This window comes from Mesorhizobium sp. M0088, assembly GCF_040322895.1.
Classification (GTDB): Bacteria; Pseudomonadota; Alphaproteobacteria; order Rhizobiales; family Rhizobiaceae; genus Mesorhizobium.
The window spans coordinates 1-16,142 of sequence record NZ_JAMYUI010000049.1; the positions used below are offsets into that span (position 1 = coordinate 1).

Sequence of the window (16,142 nt, forward strand, 5' to 3'; positions counted from 1 at the left end):
CGCGATTCATGAGTGGTCCCCCTCAGAGACCCGTGAATCACAATCCCGCCGTCAGAGGAACCCCTTTTATGGGTCCCGACCCTAGGTTTGTGGATAGACATACGGGATTTTCACAGTGACAAGGCGGGATCCTGCATCCGTATGAGGAGGTATGAAGAAGCCCCATCACTCGCGTTATATCCGCTACCGTTTCCCTGCTGAGGTAGTCACGCGGGAGATCCGCCAAATGGTTCGCCGTTGGGCGAGAAGTTCGGACATAAAACCTATAGGTATCGGTCTTGCCGCGCGCCACGATTGGCAAGGGCATCCCGTCGCCATTGCAGACGGTTGACAGCAGGTACATGCGCCTCGATCAGCGTACCGGGTTCAGCGCCGCGCCACAGGTGCTTCGCGGGCGACTCGAAAGCCCGCCTGACTGGTTCGCTAAAATGGTTGTAGGAAGTAAGCGGCAGGTAGCGGCAAATGAGTTGCCTGTCCGCTCTCTCATCACGCATTGGCCAAGTGAGCGTAACTTGCTGCGAAACGCCCGAATTTGTGCTCACCGCAAGTCACCGGCTTGTAGCGAAGCGGGTTGCTGTCCGTAACACAGGAGGGCAATGGTTCGATGATCGCATTGAAATCAGCGTCGATAAAGAAGGGGATCGAGTATCGCTCGCGTCCCGAGGTATTCACCACGCGGTGCATGTTCGCCAGGTATAGATCGTTCGTGAGCCGCTGAATCAGATCGCCAATGTTGATTACGAATGTGCCGTGGATTGGAATGCCCTCGATCCAATCGCCATGGCGGTTCATGACCTGAAGACCACCCACGTCGTCCTGCGCCAGGACGGTCAGATTCCCGTAATCCGTGTGGGCGCCAATACCGATGATCTCTTCGCCAACACAGCCACTCTGCGGCGGGTAGTGAAGCAGGCGCTGAATGCTGATGGGGTTGCGCGTGAGGTTCTCGAAATAGGTTTCCGACAGGTCCAGACTGAGCGCAATGCCATGCAAGAGTTTTTTCGCGAGGTCCACCATCTTTTGATGGTATCCGTATGTCAGTTCCCGAAACTCGGGCAGACTTGAGGGCCACTGGTTGGGGCCAAAGAACGGACCTTCCAGCGTCGAACGTTCAGGTCCGAAGTCAAAGCACTCCTTCAGGTCTTTCGTTTTGCCCGGATCGGTGTTCTCCCCGAACGGCTCAATGTATCCGCGCAGGGCCACATCGGATTTGCTAATATGCAATGTCATCTTCTGCGACATCGGCAGATCAAAGAACTGACGGCTCACATCGAATACCGAATCCACAAAATCCTGCGGAATGCCGTGGTTCTTCACATACATGAACCCGGTGTTCGACAACGCCCAACGTATCTCCTTCGCCACCATCTGTTTGTTGCTGCCATCGAGAAGCGGCGCTATGTCAACCACGGGGATCTTGTCAAAGCTTTCTCGCTTAGCGCGAAGTTTGTCGTCCAGTCTGACCACGAGATCCTTAGACATGAGTACACCTTTGTTTGACAATGGGAGTCGGCACAACGATTTCGGGCAGTTTTCTTGTTTGACTGGCCCCGTGAAGAACTGTCAGGAAGCCTGGATAGCTTGGGCTGCCGTGCTCAACCAAGTAGAAGAGCCCGAACTCCTTGGCAGGGCATACGTAACCCCTCGCGATCTTGGCGTCGCCTTGCACCGCTGCCAGCTTCGCCAGCGAGATTTGTGGTAGCGTGATCATAGCCGCCGCTCTTCCGTTGGCGTACTGGCGTTCTCGGGCACCTGGAAAATCCAGTAGTGCGCGTCCTCCTCCGCGACGTATCTGCCGTCGTTTAGACGCTGTGCCGGCACCAGGACGCCCGCATCCTGCAGGTGCCGCACCTCGTCTTCAAAGGATGTGGCCTCCGCATAGCTCTTGCGGGTGCTTGCGACGATGAATCCGTTCGGGCGCGTGACGCGAGCCAGTTCGCGCAGCCCCTCCGGTCGGACATGCCCGAGCGTGAAGACGCCGCAGCAGACCGTGATGTCATACCTCGCGCTGGAGTAGTCGGAGAGCGGCCCATTAAGGTCGACATCGCCTTGGACACGGCGGTAGACGCCCGTTTGCCGAGCCCTTTCGGCCATCTCCTCGGAGAGGTCGATCCCATCGATCAACCGGAAGCCGAGGCGTTCCAGTTCCACGCCGACGAGGCCCGTTCCGCAGCCAGCGTCCAGGATTGCGATGGCAGTTCGCTGCCTGGCCAAATAGGCTGTCTGAACGGCGCCCGCAAGTTCCGCCACGATCATCGGCCCGCAGTACCCGTCTCGGCCGACATCCAACTCGTAGGAACTGGCCCATCCGCGATAGAAGTTGGCCAAGCGACCGGCGTCGCCGTCGAGGGCATGGGAATCCTTGATGCGCCTTTGTGCGGCTTGCTCCAGTGCCATCTGCTGATCGCGGGTGTTCATGACAGTTCCTTCCTATTTGGGGCAGATGCTCATCCGACGGCGCCGGTCAGCACCAGCTTCCGCCTCGCAACCAGGGCTCAAAACGCGTGCCAATTGGCCGAACGAGGCGAAGAAAACATTTTCTGTGGCTATTTTCAGCTATTTGGCCTGAAGGCAAAACAAGAAATTGGCCAAACAAGCCTGCGTCGCCGTCCGGACAAAGCTGACAGAATCTCGGATGTCGTGACCTGAGACCGTTATACGTTGAAGTCGCCGAACAGCCACAACGGCAGGCGCCCCCTTCTCCCAGCATACGGCAGGCCTATCCGGAGAAACTGTCTGTGGATGGAAGCTACGGCACTGTGCAGGGCGCGCTCGCGAGCTTCTTCACCGCCGAGCTACACCACTCGGCAGGACGCGACCGGGGATAACGCGGAATGCGGTTGAATGATCGTGAATTCCGCTTTCCCCGCGGAGGAATCCTGCCCACTATTTCCGGGAAACCGCCGCGCGCCGAGTCCAACTGTCGGTTTTGTCGAGTCGGTGACATGGTGGCGTTCGGCTGGGCTGCTGATGTATCCTTATCTAAGCCTTTGAATAATATGCGGAACATCTTTCTGACGCTCCTTCTGCTCTGTTGGCACGACTCTTGAACCTTTCCTTGTAGCGAGGCAGCAGGAGCTGCCGGCCGCAGGTCGCAAAAAGCGCCCCGCTTATCGCCAAGCACTTGGCCAGAGGAAACCTAATGGATGAGAGGATGTCTTCCGCGGCAAACAGCGAAACTCGGGCGCGCGACCCGCGGCTTTGGGAAAATGCATCGTGCAATGCGCTCAGCCGGTGGGTACTCTTAAAGAGGCTTCAGGCAGATGCTCGCACCACGATTCAGGTTGAAACGTCGGACATCGAGTGGCGCGCCGGGCGCAGTTCAGGCGACCGCCTCACGCAACTATCCATCTTGTGGGCGCTCAGGGCGACGTCGACTTCACCACCCAATGCAACGGTCGCATTGCCTTGGCAGTGGATGGGCAGCGACCACGCGCGGCAATGTGTCTGGGTCAATTCGGCCTGCCGCAAAGAAAGTGACATCTCGATGCTGCGCACTGGCTTCCCCATACGCGGGCTGGGCCAGAATACGGCGATGGCCGACCTGGACGGCCCGGTGCCGCTCGGTCCCGTCGCGCGGCCGGAAGACATCGCGGATGTTGTGCTGTTCTTGGCGTCCGATACCGCGCCTCACATGTGCGACGCGCTTGTTGAGGTGAACGGCGGAAGGGCTGTTGCGTGACGCGCTTCGCGGGGAAGGTCGCCCTCGTGACCGGCGCCAGTAGCGGCATTGGAGCGGCAATCGCCGACAGGCTTGCCGACGAAGGAGCCAGGGTCTTTGCGGTTCAGCTTGAGGAGGCCGGCCATATAGAAACGATAGTCGCAGACCTTTGCGACCCCGACGTTCCGGCCGTGATCATTGACGATGTCGTTCAACGAGCCGGCCGGCTCGATGTCCTCGTCAACAACGCCGGGCGCATGGTTGAAGCGAAGATAGATGAGACGGGGTTGGACGAGTGGCGACGCACAATGGCGCTGAACCTTGATGCTCCATTTCTGCTGATCCGTCGCGCAATGCCTCATCTTTGCAGAAGCCGCGGCTCCATCGTCAATATCGGCTCGATAGAGGGATTGGCGTCCAATCCAGGGCATGCGGCCTATTGTGCCTCGAAGGCAGGGCTGCATGGCCTAACACGTGCGGTGGCGGTCGATGGCGGGCCAGACGGGGTGCGTTGCAATGGCGTGGCTCCTGGCTGGATCGATACGGATCTCAACGTCAATTTCGTCGCCGCTTTGCCCGAGCAGGCGCGGGGGCGACTGGGTGCCATTCATCCATTAGGTCGAACCGGCCGTGTTGAGGAAGTCGCGGCTATGGTCGCATGGATTGCTTCCGACGAGGCTGCATTCGTCACCGGCCAGATATTTGTCGTGGATGGTGGCCGCACTGCCAAGCTAAGTCTTCCGTGAAGGCAAGTCGGCCGCCAAACTCGGACCGACGGCGTGGAACGCCATTCTCCCGGAGGAGCGGGAGCACTCGGCTTTTGAGGCAGTCTCGCCTGCGATTGGCGGGTGATGGATACGCGCTTCGCGGGACTGTCGGCTGCTCGTTTTGTCCGCTCCGGGTTAATCTTGCTGTTGGCGCGCAGGGCGTACCTGACATCCCGCCGCTTCGTGGCGAGGCTGTGTTGCAGGCGACCGAAACATGCCGAGTGGCACCGGCCCGGTGGCCCCATCCTTTTGTTTGGCTTCCGACGTTCTTGTCCAACTTCGGACGAAGGAAGGTTTGCGGATCTTCTTCCGGCGACGGCTCGTCGCTCCAAAGCATTGCGGTTGCCAGCCTCAAGTGAAATGGCGCGGCGCTTGCTGCAGACTCCTCGGGACCCGGCGAAATCAGGTAGAAACCAGGAATAAGGCCATTGCTGACAATACGGACCTCTATACAGGCGCCTGAGAACACCTTCCATGTTCCCGCTGAATATCGGAACATCCACTCCAGAGGTTCGTGCTGGATAGCTGTATTGCGCAAGGTCTGAGGCGATGGCCTATTTCGACGCGCGATCACCACCACCTCTGTCATCAAAGGATAAGCGGATCGCCGATGGTCATTCAAGCGCCATGGAGAAACGTTAACTCATGCGGTTAAAGGGTGATCAGAGATTAGAGGCATATCGGAGGATGCTTTGCGTCCGTCGATTCGAAGAAGAGGGTATGCGCCAGTTCAAAGGTGACAAGATTCCTGGTTTCTTCCACGCGAGCGTGGGTCAGGAAGCCGCCATTGTAGGGGCATGTATGGCCCTCCGGGATGATGACGCCATGACCGGAACGCATCGTTCGCACGGCCATCCGATCGGGAAGGGTGCGCATCTAGGCGCGCTCATGGCCGAGCTGATGGGAAAGGAGGGCGGCATTTGCAAGGGGCGCGGCGGTTCGATGCACTTTGCAGACAATTCGGTCGGAAGCATCAGCGAATCGGGCATCGTCGGAGGGGGCATCCCTCTTGCCACAGGGTGTGCGTTCAGCGCGACGGTTCGGGGCGTCGATCAGGTTACGCTTTGCTTCTTTGGCGATGGAGCGGTGAACCAGGGCACCTTCCATGAGAGTCTCAACATGGCGTCGCTGTGGAAGCTTCCGGTCATCTATCTTTGCGAGAACAACGGCTATGCAATCACCACCTCGGTGGCGCAAAGCCACGGGCAGCCGGACATAGCGCTGCGGGCCCCTGGCTACGGCATGCCAGGGATAACGGTTGACGGGCAAGACGTCGACGCCGTCTATGATGCTTCGGCACAGGCCGTCACCCGAGCACGCGCGGGTGAGGGGCCGACTCTCATAGTAGCCAACACCTATCGATTCGATGAGCACAATTTCGGCTTGGTGATTCCGGGAGAGCCTTATCGATCGCTTGAAGAAGTCGAGGCTCACAAACGTGACCGCGATCCAATTTTGCTGTATCGCACCGTGCTCATAGAAGAAGGCATAAACGAAAAGAGTCTGAGAGTAATCGAGGATGAAGTCGCCGAAGCTGTCAAGCAAGCTGTACAGTTTGCTTTGGCCAGCCCCCTGCCTCGGCCCGAAACCTTGCCCGACTACATGTTCAACTCGCCCCTAGCAGGCCATAACAGCTTCGTGGCTGGGCAGAAGGGGAATTAATCGACATGCAAAGTACTGCCCAGAAATTTGTCGCTGCGCCCGGCACCCATATTGAGATGACCTATCTTGAAGCGCTCGTGCAGGCGCAGCTGGAGGAAATGGATCGTGATGAGCGCGTCGTCCTGATGGGAGAGGACATTTCGATCTATGGCGGCGGCAAACTTATTGAGCGGTTCGGCAAGAACCGGGTTTGGAACACGCCGATTTCAGAAGGCGGTTTTACCGGCCTCGCAATCGGGGCTGCGATCAACGGTTTGCGACCGATCGTGGACCTCTCAGTTGCCAGCTTCGTCTATCTCGCCTCGGATCAGATCATCAACCAGGCCTCGAAATTGCGGTATATGACTGGAGGTCAGATCGACATTCCGATCGTGTTTCGTTGTTGGATGTACTCGGTGGGGTCCAAGGCGGCGCAGCATGCCGATCGACCGTATCCGCTTTTTATGAATGTGCCTGGTCTCAAGATCATCTGTCCGACCAGCCCCGCCGATATCAAGGGGCTTATGAAATCGGCAATTCGCGATGGCGATCCTGTACTCGTCTTCGAAGACGCCCGCCTGTGGCCGCTCAAGGGCGATGTGCCCACAGATCCAGACTATTTAATCCCGATTGGCAAAGCGGATGTAAAGCGCAAGGGAAAAGACATAACCCTTGTAGCTATTGCCGGCGCCGTCCGGCCTACGATGGAAGCTGCCGACGCGCTCGCCGAGGAAGGCATTTCGGTCGATGTGATCGATCCACGTACTTTGAAGCCGCTAGACCATGAAACCATCAGGATCTCAGTCGCCAAGACCGGACGGCTTGTGATCGTCGAGAATGCGCACCGTGTCTGCAACGTTGGAAGTGAAATCGCCGCGGTGATGGCAGAAGATGCGTTCGATCTGCTGAAGCGACCGATCCTTCGCGTGTGTGCTCCAGACATTCACGTCCCATTCAGTCCTGCCCTCGAGAAGGATTTCTTCCCGACGAAGGATCACATCATTGCTGCCGTACGGCAGCTGCTCTGAGAGTCTCAAAGACTCTGAACAGAATGGAAGCAAAGATGCAATGGCGATGTGGTCTGGCGCAGTTTCAAACGCCACAAAAAGGAGAGGACGGCAAATGAAGGATACAATGATCGGGGTGGACCTGGCAAAGAACGTATTCCAGCTTCACGGCGCCGCAATGACGGGGGATCTGAAATTCCGCAAAAAGCTGACGCGGTTTCGGTTTCGGCAGTTCATGGCATGCCAAGCGCCTGCTGGTTGTGATGGAAGCTTGCGGCAGCGACCCACTGGGCCCGAGAAAAGGTTAAGCTTGGTTGCGCATGATTCAGCCGGACACGCGCGGGCCCGATCCGCGGCCAGCAAAACTGCGATTTCTCGAGCGTTTTTGCATGGAGACAAACCTCTGACCCATCCCACCAGACGATCTTCACCCGGTCAGCTCTTTTCGAACGGAAGACATAAAGGGAACCATCGAAAGGGTCCACACCGCCATCGCGAACAAGCGCCATCAACGAGACCGGTCCGTTGCGGAAGTCGACCGGCGCGCTTGCAACATAAACCGTCACGCCCGAAGGGATCATGCCGCCCGTACCGCTCGGATCACCCGTGCAAGATGATCCGCGTCTACGCTGCTGCCCACACGCACAATCAAGTCTCCCACGACAATTTCCACGGGCGCGATGTAAAGCGGTTCAAACCGGGTGAACTGAAGCGCCGGATCATCGCCAACGGATGCCGGCAGCCAGGATGGCGGTGTTGGCGCCGATCCCGGCTGCCTGCCGGATCAGGTTCGCCGGCGTCGTGTTGGCATGGCGCTGGTGCGCCTTGGGGATGTGCTCGTTGACGGTGACATGGCCGCAGCGCTGCGAGCGGCGGACATGGCTGGCGACGCGCTTGTGATCATGGAAGAGCTCGACCACCCGGTGGGTGAGCCGCACATCCACGCGCCGCCATGGCAGCGAAGGTCTGGTTGAGCGTCGGCTCGAACCACAGCGCCTTGGCGACGCCGGCCTTCAGATTGTCGCAGACGATCGCCTTCGTTACTCCGCCGAAGAAGGTGAGTGCCCGGCACTGGCCCTCGATCCAGTCCGGCAGCTTCTGGCTGAAGCTGGCATGGGCGAAGGTGAAGGACGACGCGCCCAGCACCCCAACGAAGATCTGAGCCTGGCAGATGACGCAGTATCGGGATCGACGACGGGCACGGTGTGGCCCGCGTAGTCGGTCTGCATCACGGCGCCCGTCTCGTGGCGGTTGCGGAACGTTGTGCTCGCCCGGCGCTGGAAAGCGCCGAACCGGTCGCAAAACCAGGTGTAGCCATAACCATCGGAATGCGCCGCGTGGTATTCCGGTATTCCTGCCACAACAACGTCAGCGTCACGCCCTTGCGCTTCAGCTCGCGCGAGACCATCGCCCAATCGGGCTCGTCCAGATCCTGCGGCGGACGGCCAACCGGCGAAACAGAAGCCGCTCAAGCGATGCGTCATTGTCACAGCCCGGCGGCAGCGGCCAGTCCGAGATGTCGGCCTCCGCGCCCGCAACCAGATAGGTCGAAACGGAAGTCTTGCTGATCTTCAGCCGTTCCGACAGCGCACGCACCGAGAGGCCCTGCTCATGCGTCAGGCGCAAGATTGATCGTAGGTCTTTCACTGTCGTTCGTCTCGCTTGCTTCCGTCTTGGCATGGCCCCTCTCAACCCGATGAGAGAGGGCAAAATGCCAGAACGGCGCTCCCGAGAACCGACCGTTATATCCGCCCCGAAAACTGTCCGGGAATTGGCGGAATCACTGTCCCGCAATTACTGAAATCGCTGTCCGCGAATTAGCGGAAAGGGTGTCCGCGAATTTCTGAAACGCACCCCATCGGCATCAGAAGTCCCAGGCAATAATCCTTCAGCGGCTCAACGAGGTCGGCGTGGCCGATCACTCCGATCAAAGCATCGACATAAGCGTCGAATGCTGCTTCACTCTCGGCTGTCCAGTCGCCATGGCGGGGCACTTCCCGCAGCAGCGTAACAAATCCGCGACCAGCGCGAGTCCCCCATACCCGCACCAGCGATCTGCAAAGTGCATTCGAATTGATCCGACCAGAACCACGGTACGGCACTGTATGTGATTGTCGCTCCGACCATATTCTTTGCCGCAACCTCGCCTTGGAGCCGAGCATTATTCCAAGCTTCAAGGCGTCAAAGGGGGATATCTTTGCTGCAGGCGATTGCTGTTCATTTCCCCATTCTTTGTTTGAAAACCAGCGTTTTCGTCTCCAGCCTTTCATTGACGAGAATGCCATTGTCGACTCTTAGGCCTGCAGCCTCCGGTAGAGCGATGTTTGGAATTGCCCCAATGCCAGCGATCACGAGATCTGCGCCAAACGCGCCGTCGCGTTCGGTTTGGACAACAGTTTGGCCGTCGTTGTGCTGGATTTGAGTAATTCTGACGCCACAGTTAAATTTGAACTCCTCCCTTGATGTGGTGATCGGCGATCAGCGCTGCGACCTGTTCTGGAACCCCACGCGTGAGAATCCTGGCGCCTGCTTCCAAAATGATAACATCTTTACCATTGCTGGCTGCAGTCGCTGCAATTTCCAAGCCGATAAAGCCGCCACCGAGGACGATTATCTTCCGAGCTCCAGCAAGAGCTTCTCTGAGTCGAAGGGCGTCGTCAAACTTGCGGAGCGTGAAAACCCTGGCCTTGTCTGCAAGGGGAACTGGCAGCGTGCGTGGCTCGGCACCGAGGGCCAGCAAAAGCTTTGAGTATCCGACGGAGCCCCCTGTTTTCAGGGTGATAAGATGCTTATCTGGCAAAATCCTGGCAACATGGTTGCGCACAAGAGTGATGTTGGCTCTGACAAAGTCAGGCTCGGTGAACAAGAACACTGGCTGAAAGTTGTCGGCCAGCAGTTCCTTCGACAGCGGGGGCCGTTCATAGGGTAAATGAACTTCATCGCCAATCAGTGTGATAAAGCCTTGCCAGCCGGCATTACGCAGCTCAAACGCTGCGGCAACGCCGCTCTGACCGGCCCCAACTATCACCATCCCGCTGTCTGCCAAGCTAGGCTCCAATTGCTACGGGCTCAGGCTCGTCGACCGCGGTCCCACAGATCCACAATAGCCGCCTTGAGCGTGAGCGCCTCTTCCCAGCGGTCCGTCGTGTCGTTTCCGTCTCGCCCGGTAATTGCGTAGGGTTTAGGGCCTAGTTCGCAGGTGAAGCACAGCGTTGCATCAGGCTCGGCGCGTTTGCGCCAGCTCAGGATGCCGTACCGCCACCAGTCAAGGAAGAGATCCACCACATTCGGTGATGCGGGAAAGATATCTCGATCTGCACCTGCTCTCGGGAAGCGACCCTGCCGTGCAAGGCCCAACTGTTGTCGAGGACCCGATGGATCATTTGATGGTGTTCTGCGGAAACTGGCCAGGCAAATTCCCGCGCTACCAGAAAGTGCGAGAGATCAGCTAACAGAGGCAAGTCGGGCATTTGATCCAGCAGCTCGAGCACGAAGTAAAGATCGGTCGTCATTCTGTCGCGATGAGTTTCGATCAGAACGGGAAAAGCGACATGCTCTGCAAGCCGTCTCCAGCCTTCAATGAGGCGGAGGCCCTCCTTGATCGTCCTCGGCCGGACGTCCGGCTGCAAGTCTAGATGATGAACGCCCATTTCTGTCGCTAGTTCTAGGCATGGCTTTAGGTCATCGACGGTAGCGGGAAAGCACATCCCTTCTATGACCATCCCTTGCCCCCGCACGCAATCGATGATCCGTCTGACAGCGGCAGCGTTGACACATGACGTGCTTATGCCTGCATACCCGGCGCTCGCTGTCATGGCGACGTTCGCCTCCAGCGAGCGCTCCGATTCTTGGGTATGCCGGCGCTCCATCGCCCATAGTGACTGAAGTACCGCCAATTTCTGTGCCATGCTCCCTCCTTGGCAATAGATCGTCAGTAGACAACGACGTGCCTGATCGACTTGCCTTCATGCATCAGGTCAAAGCCCTTGTTGATATCCTCGAGCTTCAGCGTGTGGGTGATCATCGGATCGATCTCGATCTTGCCGGCCATGTACCAGTCGACGATCTTCGGCACGTCGGTGCGGCCGCGCGCGCCGCCGAAGGCGGTGCCCATCCAGGTGCGGCCGGTGACCAGCTGGAACGGCCGCGTCGAGATCTCCTGGCCGGCGCCGGCAACGCCGATGATGACCGACTTGCCCCAGCCGCGATGCGACGCTTCTAGCGCCTGCCGCATGACTTTGGTGTTGCCGGTGCAGTCGAACGTGTAGTCGGCGCCGCCGATCTGGTCGGCGCCGCGCTTGGTCATGTTGACGAGATGGGCCACGACATCGCCGTCGATCTCCTTCGGATTGACGAAATGTGTCATGCCGGATTTCTCGCCCCAGGCTCGTCTCTCGTTGTTCAGGTCGACGCCGATGATCATGTCGGCGCCGGCAAGGCGCAGGCCCTGGATGACGTTGAGGCCGATGCCGCCGAGGCCGAACACGACCGCCGTCGCGCCTTGCTCGACCTTGGCCGTGTTGATCACAGCGCCGATGCCGGTGGTGACGCCGCAGCCGATGTAGCAGATCTTGTCGAACGGGGCGTCGGCATTGACCTTGGCCACCGCGATCTCGGGCAGCACGGCGAAATTGGAAAAGTCGAGCAGCCCACATAGTGGAACAGCTTGTCCTTGCCGATGGAGAAGCGCGAGGTGCCGTCGGGCATCAGGCCCTGTCCCTGGGTGGCGCGGATGGCGGTGCACAGATTGGTCTTGCGCACAGGCAGGACGGGCACTACCGGTATTCCGGCGTGTAGAGCGGGATGCCATGGTCGCCCTTCCTGACCGAGGTGACGCCCTTGCCGACGTCGACGACGATGCCGGCGCCCTCATGGCCGAGGATCGCCGGAAACAGGCCTTCCGGGTCGGCGCCCGACAGCGTGAACTCGTCGGTGTGGCAGATGCCGGTTGCCTTGATCTCGACCAGCACCTCGCCATCGCGAGGGCCCTCGAGGTCGACCTCCATGATCTCCAGCGGCGACGGCGACTGCGGCACGAACGTCCATCGTGACCTCACGTTTAGGAAACAGGTGATCGAAGGCGGGCCGATTCACAGCCCTGCTGGACGACAGCGACGGATTCGCTTCGGTCGCTGTTTGTGGTCAGGAAGACTGGCCTTCGCTCTGCGCCTTCTGCTGACGGCTTATGACGCGGTGGTTCATCTTCTCCATGGCCTCGGGGCTGCCGTCGTTAAACGTTCCGAACCAAGCGTCGACGTTCATGATACCACCCGCACCATAGTTGCACTCGAAATAGCGGTGATGAAGATAGTGGTAGTAATCTTCCATCGGAATCTCGATGCCGTCCTTGATAATTAACTTCTCAAAGCCGGAGTGGGATTTAGCTGTCGAGAGGCTGTTAATCATCAAATTCAACATGGCATGGATCGGATGCGAGGGAACGATCCAGTGGATCACGACACCAGAAAAATAGAGGATGAGTTCAACTGGGTGCATTGACAGACCCGACCACGGGCCGACGTTGACATTCGCGTGATGAACTGAATGCACCCACCGGTACAGGAATGGCCAGTGGATCGGCCGGTGAATGAGGTAAAAGTGAACACTCAGGAACAATTGCGTCACAAACAAAACTGCCAAGAAGTAGACTGGATGTTCGCTAAACGACACGTAGGGGATATATCCGTTTGCGAACATCCACCACGTGAGGACCTCATAGGCAGTCCAGATCGGCACCGCACTGGTGAAGGTCCAGAATAAATTATCCAAAAGCTGATTTTTGAACAGGAAGTTCGGACTATTTCGGGCAAGCCAGCGGCCATTATACTTGCGATCGAAGCCCTGGCTCTTTCTGACATAAAGAGGAACATGCAGGCAGCTGACAAATACGATTAGAACCGTGCAATTGCGCGCGAATATGAAAGCGATCCAGTCCCAGCGGAACGTCTTCATCGTTTCCATGCTTGGCGTCAGGTAGACCATAACAACGACGGAAACCGCTAGGTAGACCAGATTCCACGGTATGAGATAGTGGTACAACCACTTCACGATTCCAACCGGGCGGATCGGCCACAGTTTTGGTGGAGATCGCAGTAAACGATCCGGCTGCCATTCGGTCCGGCGCTCCTTGTCTGCATTTCTCCCCTTGTTTCGAGTTGCCACGATATCGTTCGTTGCCATTGTTAGTCCACCTTCATTTTTGTCTAGCCCTAGCAGACACCGATGTAGACGCGCCCACCTTCTACTTTGACCGGATGAGTTGTGAGATTAACGCAGACCGGCGGGCCCTTTATCTGGCCCGTCACATAGCTGAAACGGCCCATATGTTTGGGGCACTCGATTTCATCTCCCATGACCAAACCATCGGCGAGATGCACCCGTTCATGGGTGCAAAGTCCGTCCGTTGCGTAATACCGATCGTCAGCAGACCGGTAGACCGCATAAGTTTTACCGGCGTGATCGACTCGGATGACACCTTCTTGCTCAATCTCGTCCACGCTGCAGACGTCGGTCCAATTTTCCAGCATTAACACGTTCGGAAATCTCCAAGCAAATTTGATCGGCTAAGCAGTGCCATAAGAAACATGTTCACGAATATACAGGCGTTATTGACGACACGTAATATGAAGCTAAGTCGCGCGAAGCGGCTTCGGGCCGTTATTGATGATACCTCGATTTTTACCGTCATGATACTCCAATTCTTGTCTGCTTATACTGCTGGACTCGCCCAAGACTATAGGATCCCGCACGGTTCGTGCGACAGGGCACGTAACTGATGGGCAATTGCCGGAGGCCGAAGGGGCGTCCGCGCATGCCGGCGACGGTCCAGTTACGGCGAGCCAGGCGAGGACCAAAGGTGTAGATAATGCGCATTCGTCGTTGATCTCGTTGGGTCGGCCCGGGCGGCATTTGCCACGGTGAAGCGCCTCAACGATGGTGCATACGCCTAAGGGGATCAAATGAAATAAATCATTCCGATGCATTCCTACTCGGAATGCAAGGTCGGATGGAGTGGCCTGCTGCCGGTTTCGTGGACACCGAGATAAGGTGTTTAACGGAGTTGGAGAGTGGGAATGCACAGACGGAAGTTCAGCCGCGAGTTCAAGCTTTAAGCGGTGAGGCTGGTGAGGGATCGGGGCGTTTCGGTGGCGCAGGCTGCCCGCGAGAAGGATACCGGCGAGCGAGCGGCAGTGTCGGACAACCTCCTCGACCGCGCCTTCGAGGCATCGGCACCGAACCAGAAGTGGATCGCTGACTTCACCTAGCTAGATCTGGACCGCAGAAGGCTGGCTCTACGTCGCCGCCGTGGTCGACCTCTTCTCCCGCCGTGTTGTCGGCTGGGCAATGAAGGCGGAGATGACGGCGCAGCTCGTGGCCGACACCCTCATCATGGCGATATGGCGCCGAGGCCCGACAGCCTGCTGCATCATTCCGACCAGGGATCGCAAGGCGAGCAGTTCCAGCGCCTGATGGCCGGCCACGGCATCACCTGCTTGATGAGCCGGTCGGGCAATGTCTGGACAACGCCGCGATGGAAAGCTTCTTCTCGTCGCTCAAGACCGAGCGCAGCGCGCGGAAGGTCTACAGGACGAGGGATGACGCCAGGGCGGACGTATTCGACTACATCGAACGCTTCTACAACCCTCGGCGGAGATACTCGACAATGGGATACCTGAGCCCTATCGAGTTCGAGGAACAGGCTATGCTAGCTTAACCTCGTGTCCGAAAAACCCGCAGCAGGCCAAAGGGCCTCAGATCGAAGCAGATCCTCTTTAAGTGGCTGCGGGCTATCCAGACGGGGGCGGGGCTGCCATTCCTAAAGCGATAGCAGCTTGACCAACGTTGGCCAGAGAGTGTGCCCTATGCGAGGTTGGTGGGTGGATAAAAGGGAACAATCCCGCCATATCGCCGGACCAGCCACTCGTAAAAGGGCTCAATTGAAAACTCGGGTGACTTGTCGGCCGGCCAAGCCAGTTGATACCGGTCTTCCGTTGGCAAATACTGTGACAGCGGCGTCACAAGCCTTCCCAACTCCATCATGTTACTGAGTCCACGTAGCCACCCCAAGGCGATGCCTTCGCCTGCGAGGCAAGCTTGTATCGTATTGTAATCGCTATTGAAGCCTATGGGCTGATAGTTCTTCGGTAGCTCTAGATCAAACTCACGTAGCCATTGCCGCCAGCTGACCCAGGAAGGGATCTGCGCCTGCGTGTAAAGCAGCTCGCAGTCCAAGAGATCACGCACCTCACGCAGCGGTCCGCTCTTGGCGAGAAATTCTGGTGTACAGACTGGCGTGACGACGTCAGTAAAAAGGGGTCTTGTTGCAATTCCGCCAACATCCGGATCTCCGTATATCAGCGCTAGATCAAACTGACCTGCCGGCTCTATTCCCCGGGGGTCCCATGTCATCAGAAAAATTTGATGGCCAAAAAAGCATTGGCGCATCTCGGCAAGCCTGGGCAGCAGCATGAACGCACCAATACCGGTAGTCGTCGATAAGACGATTTGTTCTCTCGACCGCTCGTGCATCAGATCCTCAACCACATCAAGAACCTGTGAAATGGCGATTGAATAAGTCTTGAGCAGGCGATCTCCTGCCGAGGTTAAAGCTATCCGTTTATGCAACCGAATAAAGAGACGCTGACCCAATCGATTTTCTAACTCAATAATCTGCTTGCTTACAGCGCTTTGGGACAAGCCGATCTCCTCACCCGCAAGGGTGAAGCTTTTAAGCCGCGCGGCAGATTCAAAGGCCGGAAGTAGCCTTTGTAGATTTCGGAAAAGCGCCTTGTTGCGCATGCAGTGCCTGTGATGTCGAGGTGTTCAGCCATTTCTGTTTTAGGCATTTCTGGGACAGAAACAACGACCGTTCTTAAGCACTCCTCGATCAGCCTAGCGGGAACGAAAGCCAAACGACGACTCGAAGGTTCCACAACAAACCGCTTGGATGTAATGGCCCATCGCACTGAGTGCTGAGGCCTAACTAGGGTCGGGACCCATAAAAGGGGTTCCTCTGACGGCGGGATTGTGATTCACGGGTCTCTGAGGGGGACCACTCATGAATCG

At 57.7% G+C, this 16,142-nt stretch carries 13 protein-coding genes and 4 pseudogenes; 5 read left to right on the top strand and 12 right to left on the bottom strand.

Going from position 1 to position 16,142, the window contains the following annotated elements:
* Window positions 1-486: 486 nt before the first annotated feature.
* Window positions 487-1,482, bottom strand: a complete 996-nt coding sequence (locus tag NKJ67_RS34305; protein ID WP_352585769.1) for an isopenicillin N synthase family dioxygenase — start codon at window positions 1,480-1,482, stop codon at window positions 487-489.
* A gap of 225 nt (window positions 1,483-1,707) precedes the next feature.
* Complete coding sequence (locus NKJ67_RS34310) at window positions 1,708-2,418, bottom strand: class I SAM-dependent DNA methyltransferase (protein ID WP_352585771.1); 711 nt, start codon at window positions 2,416-2,418, stop codon at window positions 1,708-1,710.
* A 724-nt stretch (window positions 2,419-3,142) separates the two neighbouring features.
* Between NKJ67_RS34310 and NKJ67_RS34315 the strand changes: the two genes are divergently transcribed.
* The 4 genes from NKJ67_RS34315 to NKJ67_RS34330 all read left to right on the top strand — a co-directional run bounded on the left by NKJ67_RS34315 (window position 3,143) and on the right by NKJ67_RS34330 (window position 7,097).
* Entirely contained in the window at window positions 3,143-3,682 is a 540-nt protein-coding gene (locus NKJ67_RS34315; protein WP_352585773.1) for a hypothetical protein, read from the top strand.
* The gene (locus NKJ67_RS34320; RefSeq protein ID WP_352585775.1) at window positions 3,679-4,407 is read left to right on the top strand and encodes an SDR family NAD(P)-dependent oxidoreductase; all 729 of its coding nucleotides are present in this window, start codon (window positions 3,679-3,681) and stop codon (window positions 4,405-4,407) included. Before NKJ67_RS34315 ends, NKJ67_RS34320 begins: the two co-directional genes overlap by 4 nt.
* 708 nt (window positions 4,408-5,115) lie before the next feature.
* Window positions 5,116-6,090: a thiamine pyrophosphate-dependent dehydrogenase E1 component subunit alpha gene (locus NKJ67_RS34325; protein ID WP_352585777.1), complete on the top strand. Its 975-nt coding sequence runs from the start codon at window positions 5,116-5,118 to the stop codon at window positions 6,088-6,090.
* Window positions 6,091-6,095: 5 nt separating this feature from the next.
* Window positions 6,096-7,097 carry an alpha-ketoacid dehydrogenase subunit beta gene (locus tag NKJ67_RS34330; protein ID WP_352585779.1) on the top strand — a complete coding sequence of 334 codons (1,002 nt, stop codon included), beginning with the start codon at window positions 6,096-6,098 and terminating at the stop codon, window positions 7,095-7,097.
* A gap of 212 nt (window positions 7,098-7,309) precedes the next feature.
* On the opposite strand, the gene tnpB is transcribed toward NKJ67_RS34330, so the two are convergent.
* From tnpB to NKJ67_RS34375, 9 genes and pseudogenes are all read right to left on the bottom strand, one after another.
* Window positions 7,310-7,657, bottom strand: a complete 348-nt coding sequence (tnpB, locus tag NKJ67_RS34335; RefSeq protein ID WP_352585780.1) for an IS66 family insertion sequence element accessory protein TnpB — start codon at window positions 7,655-7,657, stop codon at window positions 7,310-7,312.
* A gap of 162 nt (window positions 7,658-7,819) precedes the next feature.
* Window positions 7,820-8,756, bottom strand: a pseudogene (locus NKJ67_RS34340) (IS21 family transposase); the annotation flags it as partial.
* Between the two features lie 137 nt (window positions 8,757-8,893).
* Window positions 8,894-9,361: a hypothetical protein gene (locus NKJ67_RS35260; RefSeq protein ID WP_502905261.1), complete on the bottom strand. Its 468-nt coding sequence runs from the start codon at window positions 9,359-9,361 to the stop codon at window positions 8,894-8,896.
* Window positions 9,294-9,548 carry an FAD-dependent oxidoreductase gene (locus NKJ67_RS34350; protein ID WP_352585790.1) on the bottom strand — a complete coding sequence of 85 codons (255 nt, stop codon included), beginning with the start codon at window positions 9,546-9,548 and terminating at the stop codon, window positions 9,294-9,296. The genes NKJ67_RS35260 and NKJ67_RS34350 overlap by 68 nt, the downstream gene beginning before the upstream one ends.
* Window positions 9,517-10,122 (bottom strand): NAD(P)/FAD-dependent oxidoreductase, encoded by a 606-nt coding sequence (locus NKJ67_RS34355; protein WP_352585784.1) that lies wholly within the window; start codon window positions 10,120-10,122, stop codon window positions 9,517-9,519. The genes NKJ67_RS34350 and NKJ67_RS34355 overlap by 32 nt, the downstream gene beginning before the upstream one ends.
* 23 nt (window positions 10,123-10,145) lie before the next feature.
* Window positions 10,146-10,984 (bottom strand): annotated as a pseudogene (locus tag NKJ67_RS34360) (sugar phosphate isomerase/epimerase family protein).
* Between the two features lie 23 nt (window positions 10,985-11,007).
* A pseudogene (locus tag NKJ67_RS34365) lies at window positions 11,008-12,082 on the bottom strand (S-(hydroxymethyl)glutathione dehydrogenase/class III alcohol dehydrogenase).
* Window positions 12,083-12,218: 136 nt separating this feature from the next.
* The gene (locus NKJ67_RS34370) at window positions 12,219-13,256 is read right to left on the bottom strand and encodes a sterol desaturase family protein (protein WP_352585786.1); all 1,038 of its coding nucleotides are present in this window, start codon (window positions 13,254-13,256) and stop codon (window positions 12,219-12,221) included.
* 29 nt (window positions 13,257-13,285) lie between these two features.
* Entirely contained in the window at window positions 13,286-13,603 is a 318-nt protein-coding gene (locus tag NKJ67_RS34375; RefSeq protein WP_352585792.1) for a MocE family 2Fe-2S type ferredoxin, read from the bottom strand.
* Window positions 13,604-14,239: 636 nt separating this feature from the next.
* Here NKJ67_RS34375 and NKJ67_RS34380 point away from each other — a divergent pair.
* Window positions 14,240-14,790, top strand: a pseudogene (locus tag NKJ67_RS34380) (IS3 family transposase); the annotation flags it as partial.
* A gap of 146 nt (window positions 14,791-14,936) precedes the next feature.
* On the opposite strand, the gene NKJ67_RS34385 reads toward NKJ67_RS34380, so the two are convergent.
* Window positions 14,937-15,875 (bottom strand): LysR substrate-binding domain-containing protein, encoded by a 939-nt coding sequence (locus tag NKJ67_RS34385; protein ID WP_352585788.1) that lies wholly within the window; start codon window positions 15,873-15,875, stop codon window positions 14,937-14,939.
* Window positions 15,876-16,142 lie beyond the last annotated feature (267 nt).

What these genes read in the sequence shown, in the direction of transcription:
- NKJ67_RS34305 (WP_352585769.1), bottom strand. Translation starts at nt 1,482, where the DNA reads ATGTCTAAGGATCTCGTGGTCAGACTGGACGACAAACTTCGCGCTAAG.
- NKJ67_RS34310 (WP_352585771.1), bottom strand. Translation starts at nt 2,418, where the DNA reads ATGAACACCCGCGATCAGCAGATGGCACTGGAGCAAGCCGCACAAAGG.
- NKJ67_RS34315 (WP_352585773.1), top strand. Translation starts at nt 3,143, where the DNA reads ATGGATGAGAGGATGTCTTCCGCGGCAAACAGCGAAACTCGGGCGCGC.
- NKJ67_RS34325 (WP_352585777.1), top strand. Translation starts at nt 5,116, where the DNA reads ATGCTTTGCGTCCGTCGATTCGAAGAAGAGGGTATGCGCCAGTTCAAA.
- NKJ67_RS34330 (WP_352585779.1), top strand. Translation starts at nt 6,096, where the DNA reads ATGCAAAGTACTGCCCAGAAATTTGTCGCTGCGCCCGGCACCCATATT.
- tnpB (WP_352585780.1), bottom strand. Translation starts at nt 7,657, where the DNA reads ATGATCCCTTCGGGCGTGACGGTTTATGTTGCAAGCGCGCCGGTCGAC.
- NKJ67_RS35260 (WP_502905261.1), bottom strand. Translation starts at nt 9,361, where the DNA reads ATGGCATTCTCGTCAATGAAAGGCTGGAGACGAAAACGCTGGTTTTCA.
- NKJ67_RS34370 (WP_352585786.1), bottom strand. Translation starts at nt 13,256, where the DNA reads ATGGCAACGAACGATATCGTGGCAACTCGAAACAAGGGGAGAAATGCA.
- NKJ67_RS34375 (WP_352585792.1), bottom strand. Translation starts at nt 13,603, where the DNA reads ATGCTGGAAAATTGGACCGACGTCTGCAGCGTGGACGAGATTGAGCAA.
- NKJ67_RS34385 (WP_352585788.1), bottom strand. Translation starts at nt 15,875, where the DNA reads ATGCGCAACAAGGCGCTTTTCCGAAATCTACAAAGGCTACTTCCGGCC.